Source organism: Marinobacter iranensis, from assembly GCF_029207565.1.
GTDB lineage: Bacteria > Pseudomonadota > Gammaproteobacteria > Pseudomonadales > Oleiphilaceae > Marinobacter > Marinobacter iranensis.
This window is the reverse complement of record NZ_JANCMW010000206.1, coordinates 1-266: the sequence shown is the minus strand read 5'-3', so window position 1 is coordinate 266 and position 266 is coordinate 1. Positions and strand designations below refer to the sequence as shown.

Genomic DNA, 266 nt, shown 5'->3' with positions numbered 1-266 from the left:
GGATCGTAATCCCGATACCCAAACCGGATCAGGCCAGTATCGCTATCTTTCAAGCCTCCCGCAAAGCCAAAGGGAATTGTGATAGTCGGATTGCTGTCACTGGTTACATTTCCATAGGCATCATACTCAATGGCTTTGACCACTTGCCCAGCGCTGTCAGTAATCACCCTCGGGCTGCCCAACTGGTCAGTCAGCAGGTAGTAGGTAGTGCCGTTCTCGGTAAAGCTCGTGGGGGTATGACCCAGTGTGTATTCGAATCGCTGTTT

The 266-nt window shown here is 51.5% G+C and carries 1 protein-coding gene; it reads right to left on the bottom strand.

Annotated features, from left to right (window positions below; genetic code table 11):
- On the bottom strand, positions 1–266 hold a 266-nt coding region (locus tag NLU14_RS22045), incomplete at both ends, for an RHS domain-containing protein (protein WP_275710637.1).